We start from the raw sequence: 7124 nt of genomic DNA, 5'->3' as shown, positions 1-7124 counted from the left end.
GTCACCACCGAAGCCATGATCGCGGAGGCTCCGAAGAAGGAGTCGGCTGGCGGCGGCATGCCAGGCGGCATGGGCGGGGGCGGCATGGGCGGCATGGGCGGCATGGACTTCTAAGAAGTCCATAAGCACGCCCATGAATCTAAGTTGCTCAAGCCCGCAAGCGGGCTTGAGTGGCGGCATGGACTTCTAAGAAGTCCATAGGCACGCCCATGAATCTAAGTTGCTCAAGCCCGCAAGCGGGCTTGAGTGGCGGCATGGATTCTAAGAAGTCCATAAGCACGCCCATGAATCTAAGTTGCTCAAGCCCGCAAGCGGGCTTGAGTGGCGGCATGGGTTTCTAAGAAGTCCATAAGCACGCCCATGAATCTAAGTTGCTCAAGCCCGCAAGCGGGCTTGAGTGGCGGCATGGATTTCTAATCCAACATTGCCTCGCATTCACGGAAAGGGCGCCGAAAGGCGCCCTTTTTGTTTGCTTTATTTAGCGGGCTGCCCGGCTCAGAAGGCGGCGTCAATGCGCCGTGTCAGCTCCCCTTTGGCAGGCAAGGCACCTTCAATCAGCGCAGCAACTTCATCTGCCACCGCCAGCACCGGGGCGCGGTCGCGGCTGGCGCGCGCGATCACCATCAGCCCTTCCAGCGACGATTCGACAAGCAGCGCCAGGGCGCGGGCGCGGCGCTCAGGCACCCCTGCCCTGACGAAGGCCGCCTGCAGCAGGCCTACCCATTGCTCAAAAGCCGACCGGCACAGTTCGGCCAACTCCGGCACGTCGGCCGGCGAGTCCAGCACCACGGGTGCGATCGGACAGCCAAGCGTGAACTGGTTGTCCTCCAGCATGCGTGCGACCGACTGGTAGATGTGGTGGACAGCCACCGCCGGATCCATTTCGGCGGTCAGCTCTTCGGCAAGCCATCGAGACACCTTGTCCACGCTGTCGCGCGTCACCTCGATGACCAATTGGTCCTTGCCGCCCGGAAAATGAAAGTAGAGCGATCCTCTCGGCGCACCGGAGGCGCTCAAGATGTCGTTGAGCGAGGTGCCGTGATAGCCGCGCTGCCTCAGCAGCAGCGCCGTCGCCTCGATCATGCGGATGCGGGTGTCGTTCGCCATGTCAACCTCTGTCAGGAGTGAGCTTTATAGGCTTGCGCCGAATATGACAATCGGTCTATATAGTATTTAGATCAGTCTATATATTCGGCGTTTCATCGAAGAGGAGAACGACAAAATGACCATCCGTGAAGCAGAGGCCCAATGGCAGGGTTCGTTGAAAGAAGGCTCGGGCCGTCTGCGGCTCGGCAGCGGCGTCTTCGAAGGCGCCTATTCCTTCCCGTCGCGCTTCGAAAACGGTCCCGGCACCAATCCCGAGGAATTGATTGCGGCGGCACATGCCGGCTGCTTTTCAATGGCGTTGAGCGCCATACTGGGCAACGGCGGCCATGTCCCCGTAGGGATTCACACCGTCGCCAAGGTGCATCTCGGCACGAGCACGGCCGGACCGACGCTCACCCGCATCGACCTCGAAACGGAAGCCGAAATCCCGGGCCTGGCGCCCGAGGAATTCCAGCGCCTTGCCCAATCGGCGAAAGCAACATGCCTCGTCTCCCGGGCTTTGGCGGGCGTGGCGGATATCAGGCTCAAGGCCGACCTCGTCACGGCCGCCGCTGCGGAAAAATGAAATCAGGAGGTACCGAGATGAAACGGGATAGCATCATTGTCGTCCATCCCGACGACCAATCCAGACAGACGGCCGATATCATCCGGCGCTTCAACGACGTGTTCCAGCTTCATGATCCGTCGGCGCTCGCCGAGCTGGTGGCCGAGGACTGCGTCATCGAAAACACCGTGCCGGCGCCGGATGGGGCCCGCCATGCCGGCCGTGAGGCATGCGTGCGGCTGTGGTCGGCGATCGCCAGCGAACCCGGCACCCGCTTCGACGTTGAAGAAACGTTCGTCGCCGGTGAGCGGGCGACAATCCGTTGGCGCTACTGGCCCGCCGAAGGCAACTCCATCCGTGGCGTCAATCTGATGCGCGTTGCGGACGGGCTGATCGTCGAAGCGATGGGATATGTAAAGGGATAGCACCGGCGGCTCTACCGCTCGGTCAGCGCCAGTTTTGCGCCGAGCGCGACGAAGGCGCCGGCGAAGGTGCGGCGCATCCAGGTGAGCACCATCGGCCGCGACACGACATGGCTGCGGATCGAGGCGGCGAAGATGCCGTAGCCGACAAAGACGATGAAGGTCAAAAGCATGAAGACGGAGCTGAGCTCCAGCATCTTCGACAGCGCATGCGGTTCGGCGGTGCTGACGAACTGCGGCAGGAAGGCGAAGAAGAAAATCGACAGCTTCGGGTTGAGGATGTTGATGAGGATGCCTGAGGTGATCACCTTGCCGGTCGTGCGCGGCGCGACATCCTGCCCGACGTTCAAGCTGCCGCTCTCCTTTAGCGTGTTCCACGCCATGTAGAGCAGATAGGCGACGCCCAGATATTTCAGCGTCTCGAAGGCGAGCGCGCTGGTGTGCAGCAGCGCCGCCAGACCGGTGATGGCGGCCGCCATGTGCGGAATGATGCCGAGCGTGCAACCAACAGCCGCGATGATGCTGGCGCGCGCGCCACGCGAAAGTCCGGCGCTCAGCGTATAGAGAACGCCGGTGCCGGGCGAAGCCACGACGATCAGCGACGTCAACAAGAATTCGATGCTCACGATGCGTCCTCCGGTGACCTGCCGCCGGCAAGGTAGCCAGCGAAACGCGCGGGCACAAGCCAGCCCGAAGACCGTTAGTGCCTCATTTCGAATTTCGGGTCACGACCCAAGGCGGTATCCCTCGGCGGGATTTTAAAACCAACTCCCGTGGGCGACGTTTCGTAAGCTCGTTTCCTGAGGCAACCCTTGCACTGCTGGCCCTGCCATCATCGCATTGGCCTGACTTTGGACACCACCTTCGCTGCGAACGAGGCCGGTCCGGTGCCAGTCCGGAACACTTCTTGACCCGATGCCGTGTAAGCTACAAACTTGTCCTTGCGCCGTGGCCACCTCTCCTGAAGCGGGATAATCGTCATGTGTCACCAATCCGTTGGATCGCAGGAGCTGACGAAAGGCAAGGTTGTGGCGCATGCCCTGTCCTGCGCCGCTGTGTTGTTCTTTGTTGCGCGCCCGGTTTTCACGATGCTTCGCTCTGGCAGACAAATGCTTGCGGCGGCTCTCCTGCTTGGACTTTGCGCCAGCGCGCGCGCCGATGACGTGCTTTTCGAAAACGTTCGCATCTTCGACGGGAAGGGCGCCGCACTCTCGGCTCCGTCGAGTGTGCTGGTGCAGGGCAAGCTGATTGCGCGGATTTCGACAAGTCCCATCGCGGCCGAGGGCGCGCAGCGCATCGCCGGCAACGGGCGAACGCTGATGCCGGGGCTGATCGATGCGCATTGGCACGCAATGCTGATTGCATCCACCCCGGCAGAGGCGATGGGCGACATCGGCTTCGCCAATCTTGCGGCCGGCGACGAGGCGACGGATACACTGATGCGCGGCTTCACCACCGTTCGCGATGTGGGCGGACCGGCGTTCGGCCTCAAGCGCGCGATAGATCAAGGCATTATCGCGGGACCGCGCATCTATCCGTCCGGAGCCATGATCACCGTGACCAGCGGGCATGGGGATTTCCGCCAGCTCAGCGACTTGCCCCGGACGATCGGCGGCTTGTTCACCCCCATGGAGAGGAACGGCGGCAGCATAGTCGTGGACAGCCCCGACGAGGTGCGTTTGCGTGCCCGCGAGCAATTCATGCAGGGGGCCGCGCTGCTGAAGCTGACAGCCGGCGGTGGAGTGTCGTCGCCCCACAGCCCGCTCGACGTCACCACCTTCACCGAGCCCGAACTGCGGGCCGCCGTTGAAATTGCCGAGAATTGGGGCACCTACGTCGCCGCGCACGCCTTCACCTCGGATGCGATCCGGAAGGCTGTCGCGGCTGGCGTCAAGTGCATCGAACACGGCTTCCTCATGGACGAGGCAACCGCCAAGCTGATCGCCGAAAAGGACGTTTGGCTGAGCTTGCAGCCGCTTCCCGAATTGATGAGGACAGGCCTCCGAGAGGGTTCGGTCGAGCGAGCCAAGGCCGATGAGGTGTGGCCGGGCATCGGCAGGACCTACGAACTCGCGAAGAAATACAAGATCAAGACGGCATGGGGCACCGATGTCCTGTTCTCCCGCGCGCTGGCGAAGCAGCAGGGAGCAATACTGGCGTCGCTTGCGCGTTGGTACACGCCTGCCGAAGCGCTCGTCATGGCGACCGGGACCAATGCCGAGCTGCTCGCGCTGTCGGGCCTTCGCAATCCCTATCCGGGAAAGCTCGGCGTGATCGAAGAGGGCGCGCTCGCCGACCTCCTGCTCGTCGAAGGCAATCCGCTGGAGAACCTCGACCTGGTGGCCGATCCTGCCAACAACTTCAAAATCATCATGAAGGACGGCCTGATCTACAAAAACACGCTGACTCAGTGAGACTGAGCCGCCCGTCTCTACTCGACGCATCCGATGGCCTGGCCGCAGAGCGCTGGCATTCCACAGCCGAGCGACCAGGAATGGCGGCTTCCCACCCGAGGTGGAAATTCAAACTGAGACCTATCGAGGCCCGTTATCACAGCGCCGGCAGACCATGTGCCTTGCGCGCCATCAGGCAATCGCCGCCACCGGGCATGCAGGCGCGGCAGACGTCCGGTCTGACGTCGTAGATGCCGCAAATTGTCGACTTGCCGACCTCGCCGGAAAGTGCCGAGCAGCGCACGCCGTCGCAGCGCATGCCGGCTTCGTCGGCAGCCACATATTTCTGCGGGATCCGGTCGAGCTGCGCGTCATCTTCGGTCGAGAAGCGCGGCCATTCGGCCGAATAGGAACAGCAGGCGCCACAGCTCTGGCAGTCGAAGAGAGGCCCGGCGCGCTCCTCCAGTGACGAAAAGTCCCCGGCGCTCGCCAGGGCGAGCAGCCCTGAGGCAACGGGATTCAGGTCGGCGCTTCGCGGCAAGGGCGCTATTTTTTCTTCCTGGTCTTGCGCGACGCCACGTCCGCCGGCGACTTGAACAGGTCGGTCGCTGCCTCGGCGGCAACATCGGCTTTCGGCGCGGCGGCCGGCTTGGCCAGCTTTGCGGTGGCAGCGGCTGCTGCCGGCTGATCCTTGGCGGAAAATTTTATGGCCATATCAATCCTCGTCGGAGAAACGCGATGATGGTGCATTCGGGTTGCGAAGCCGGCCGATCAGCGCCGAGACCGCCGTGATGTTCATTTCCTCGGGCGACCAGTTCTTGGCCTCCTCGATGTGCCGGGGTGCCAGTTCGCGATGCGTGCTGCCGCTATAGGCGGCATCCTGATGGGTGACGCGCTCACGGGTCTTGGCATTTTCGCGGACATACTCGATCAGATAGTTCGGGCATTCGGAGCGGCCACGCACGCCGAGCCTGACCTGGGCATCGCCATGGGCGCGCTTGCAGCGCTCGAGCTTTTCGAGCACGCGCCGGACATACTCGACCGGCTTGTCGAGGGCTCCCACGACATCGGCGATGGTCGAGTCGGCGGCGATCGCCTCTTGCGGGACGCGCTTAGTGGCCATCAGCGTTTGCCCACGCGCTTCGGCGCGGCCGCGAGCGCGGCGGCTGCAGCCAGTTCGTCGGCTTCTTTCTCCAGGCGCAGTTCGCGCAGCCGAGCGGTCTTGGCTTCCCGGGCCTGGCTGACAGCATCCTGCTCGGAAATAATGCGGTTGAGCGACATGGACTGGGTCTGGGTCTTGCTGAAGATGGATTCGGCCTGGTCGCGGGATTTCTTCGAAGTGGCGGTCAAGGTCTTTCTCCCGGTTCGGAGCGTAATGCCGAAAATGGCGAGACTGGTCTTTCGACCAGGACCACGCACAAAGCAATACGGCAGTCGGATTCAAATTGCTGGAGCATCCTTAGCACGTTCAAGCGAACGCGCGGTGCTCTTTTCGAACTTTTGCGGCGCCCGAAAAGCAAAAGGCCAGGCATTGCCTGACCTCCGCCGGAGCGCCGCGCGTCCGGTTGAACGCGCGTGCACTTGCTCATTCTGCGCATGATCCTTTCCGGAAACCGGTGTTTCCGGGGCCATGCGCTGGAATTAGCCGTTCACCGGTGCCAGTACATCCGTGGTCACCGGCGAGGCTGAATTCCGTTTTAGGCCGCCTTCAACTGATCGGCGGACATCTTGCCCGACTTGTTGTCGCGGACCATCTCGTAGCCGAGCTTCTGGCCCTCGACGATGTCGCGCATTCCGGCGCGCTCTACGGCCGAGATGTGGACAAAAACGTCGGCCGAGCCGTCGTCAGGCTGAATAAAACCGAAACCCTTGGTGGCATTGAACCATTTAACTGTGCCTGTGCTCATAACGAACCCTTTCCGTGGCAAATATTCGTTCGCCGTCATGCGAATGCACAACAGCGTTTGTCTCGATTTTGATGGGGGAAGTTCGTCAAAGGCGCGCCTGGACACGCGGATAACAAAAGTCGGTCAAACAAATATCGACGAATTTCTTTTAGACTTCTTTTGGCGCCGTGTCAATTTTTTGCTTCGCAGTCTGCTTTCGTCGTCGGCGGGCCGATGGCGGCACGCTGGCTGCGCAGGCAAATTCGATGGCGGATCTGACGCCGAAAACCGGGCCCAGCGCCAGCTGTTAAAAATGTAAAAAATCGCGCCATGCCGGGAACCATCTTGGCATCCGTGCATTTTAAATATCGCCAGCAGTTCATGAGAGCAATCTCAGGAAAGGCTGACACAAAGGACGCCTCCCGTGCAATAAAACGCGCGAGGGGCGTTCTTTTATGCCGAGTAGCAATCGCCATGGCGGTCAGGGCCAAAGGCCGTGGCCTGTTGATTGACCGACGAGGCAGGGCTCCGGAACCGAAAACCCAGCCACCCGTTTCCCAAATAGCAGATTGATTCCGGGAGATGCGGCCATGGTGAACAAGAGTCAGATTGCGGGCCTAGCCAAGCAGCTCAAGGGCTCAGTGAAGAAAGCCGCCGGCAAGGCCACCGGCAACAGGCGCGTCCAGGCTGAGGGCGTGGCCGACAAGATCGCCGGCAAAATGCAGAAGGCCTATGGCGACATCAAGGACAAGTTCAGGAAGGTGATCTGACC

The 7124-nt window shown here is 61.7% G+C and carries 12 protein-coding genes; 4 read left to right on the top strand and 8 right to left on the bottom strand.

The window, feature by feature from the left end; all coding sequences use genetic code 11:
* Nucleotides 1–495 precede the first annotated feature (495 nt).
* Nucleotides 496–1107, bottom strand: a complete 612-nt coding sequence (locus AC0L28_RS11810) for a TetR/AcrR family transcriptional regulator (protein WP_128169192.1) — start codon at nucleotides 1105–1107, stop codon at nucleotides 496–498.
* Nucleotides 1108–1222: 115 nt separating this feature from the next.
* On the opposite strand from AC0L28_RS11810, the gene AC0L28_RS11805 reads away from it, so the two are divergent.
* Nucleotides 1223–1672, top strand: a complete 450-nt coding sequence (locus AC0L28_RS11805; protein WP_023800599.1) for an OsmC family protein — start codon at nucleotides 1223–1225, stop codon at nucleotides 1670–1672.
* A gap of 17 nt (nucleotides 1673–1689) precedes the next feature.
* Nucleotides 1690–2076 (top strand): nuclear transport factor 2 family protein, encoded by a 387-nt coding sequence (locus tag AC0L28_RS11800; RefSeq protein ID WP_128169193.1) that lies wholly within the window; start codon nucleotides 1690–1692, stop codon nucleotides 2074–2076.
* 11 nt (nucleotides 2077–2087) lie between these two features.
* On the opposite strand, the gene AC0L28_RS11795 is transcribed toward AC0L28_RS11800, so the two are convergent.
* Nucleotides 2088–2699, bottom strand: coding sequence for a LysE family translocator (locus AC0L28_RS11795; RefSeq protein WP_128169194.1), 612 nt, complete (start codon nucleotides 2697–2699; stop codon nucleotides 2088–2090).
* Nucleotides 2700–3182: 483 nt separating this feature from the next.
* Here AC0L28_RS11795 and AC0L28_RS11790 point away from each other — a divergent pair, with 483 nt between their 5' ends.
* Entirely contained in the window at nucleotides 3183–4487 is a 1305-nt protein-coding gene (locus tag AC0L28_RS11790) for a metal-dependent hydrolase family protein (RefSeq protein WP_287180326.1), read from the top strand.
* Between the two features lie 136 nt (nucleotides 4488–4623).
* Here the strand turns inward: AC0L28_RS11790 and AC0L28_RS11785 are convergent, their stop codons facing one another.
* The 6 genes from AC0L28_RS11785 to AC0L28_RS11760 form a co-directional block, all read right to left on the bottom strand.
* Nucleotides 4624–5007 carry a YkgJ family cysteine cluster protein gene (locus AC0L28_RS11785; protein WP_128169196.1) on the bottom strand — a complete coding sequence of 128 codons (384 nt, stop codon included), beginning with the start codon at nucleotides 5005–5007 and terminating at the stop codon, nucleotides 4624–4626.
* Between the two features lie 5 nt (nucleotides 5008–5012).
* Nucleotides 5013–5180, bottom strand: a complete 168-nt coding sequence (locus tag AC0L28_RS11780) for a hypothetical protein (RefSeq protein ID WP_287120983.1) — start codon at nucleotides 5178–5180, stop codon at nucleotides 5013–5015.
* 1 nt (nucleotide 5181) lies between these two features.
* The gene (locus AC0L28_RS11775; RefSeq protein WP_128169197.1) at nucleotides 5182–5589 is read right to left on the bottom strand and encodes a hypothetical protein; all 408 of its coding nucleotides are present in this window, start codon (nucleotides 5587–5589) and stop codon (nucleotides 5182–5184) included.
* Nucleotides 5589–5816 (bottom strand): hypothetical protein, encoded by a 228-nt coding sequence (locus AC0L28_RS11770; protein ID WP_023800606.1) that lies wholly within the window; start codon nucleotides 5814–5816, stop codon nucleotides 5589–5591. The genes AC0L28_RS11775 and AC0L28_RS11770 overlap by 1 nt, the downstream gene beginning before the upstream one ends.
* A 347-nt stretch (nucleotides 5817–6163) precedes the next feature.
* A complete protein-coding gene (locus tag AC0L28_RS11765) occupies nucleotides 6164–6373 on the bottom strand; it encodes a cold-shock protein (RefSeq protein WP_010915421.1) in 210 nt (69 codons plus the stop codon).
* 170 nt (nucleotides 6374–6543) lie between these two features.
* Nucleotides 6544–6843 carry a hypothetical protein gene (locus AC0L28_RS11760; RefSeq protein ID WP_287260743.1) on the bottom strand — a complete coding sequence of 100 codons (300 nt, stop codon included), beginning with the start codon at nucleotides 6841–6843 and terminating at the stop codon, nucleotides 6544–6546.
* A gap of 99 nt (nucleotides 6844–6942) precedes the next feature.
* Here AC0L28_RS11760 and AC0L28_RS11755 point away from each other — a divergent pair, with 99 nt between their 5' ends.
* A complete protein-coding gene (locus AC0L28_RS11755) occupies nucleotides 6943–7122 on the top strand; it encodes a CsbD family protein (RefSeq protein WP_091590669.1) in 180 nt (59 codons plus the stop codon).
* Nucleotides 7123–7124: the final 2 nt, after the last annotated feature.

The organism is Mesorhizobium sp. WSM4847 (genome assembly GCF_055811335.1).
This window is presented reverse-complemented; position numbering and strand designations above follow the sequence as displayed.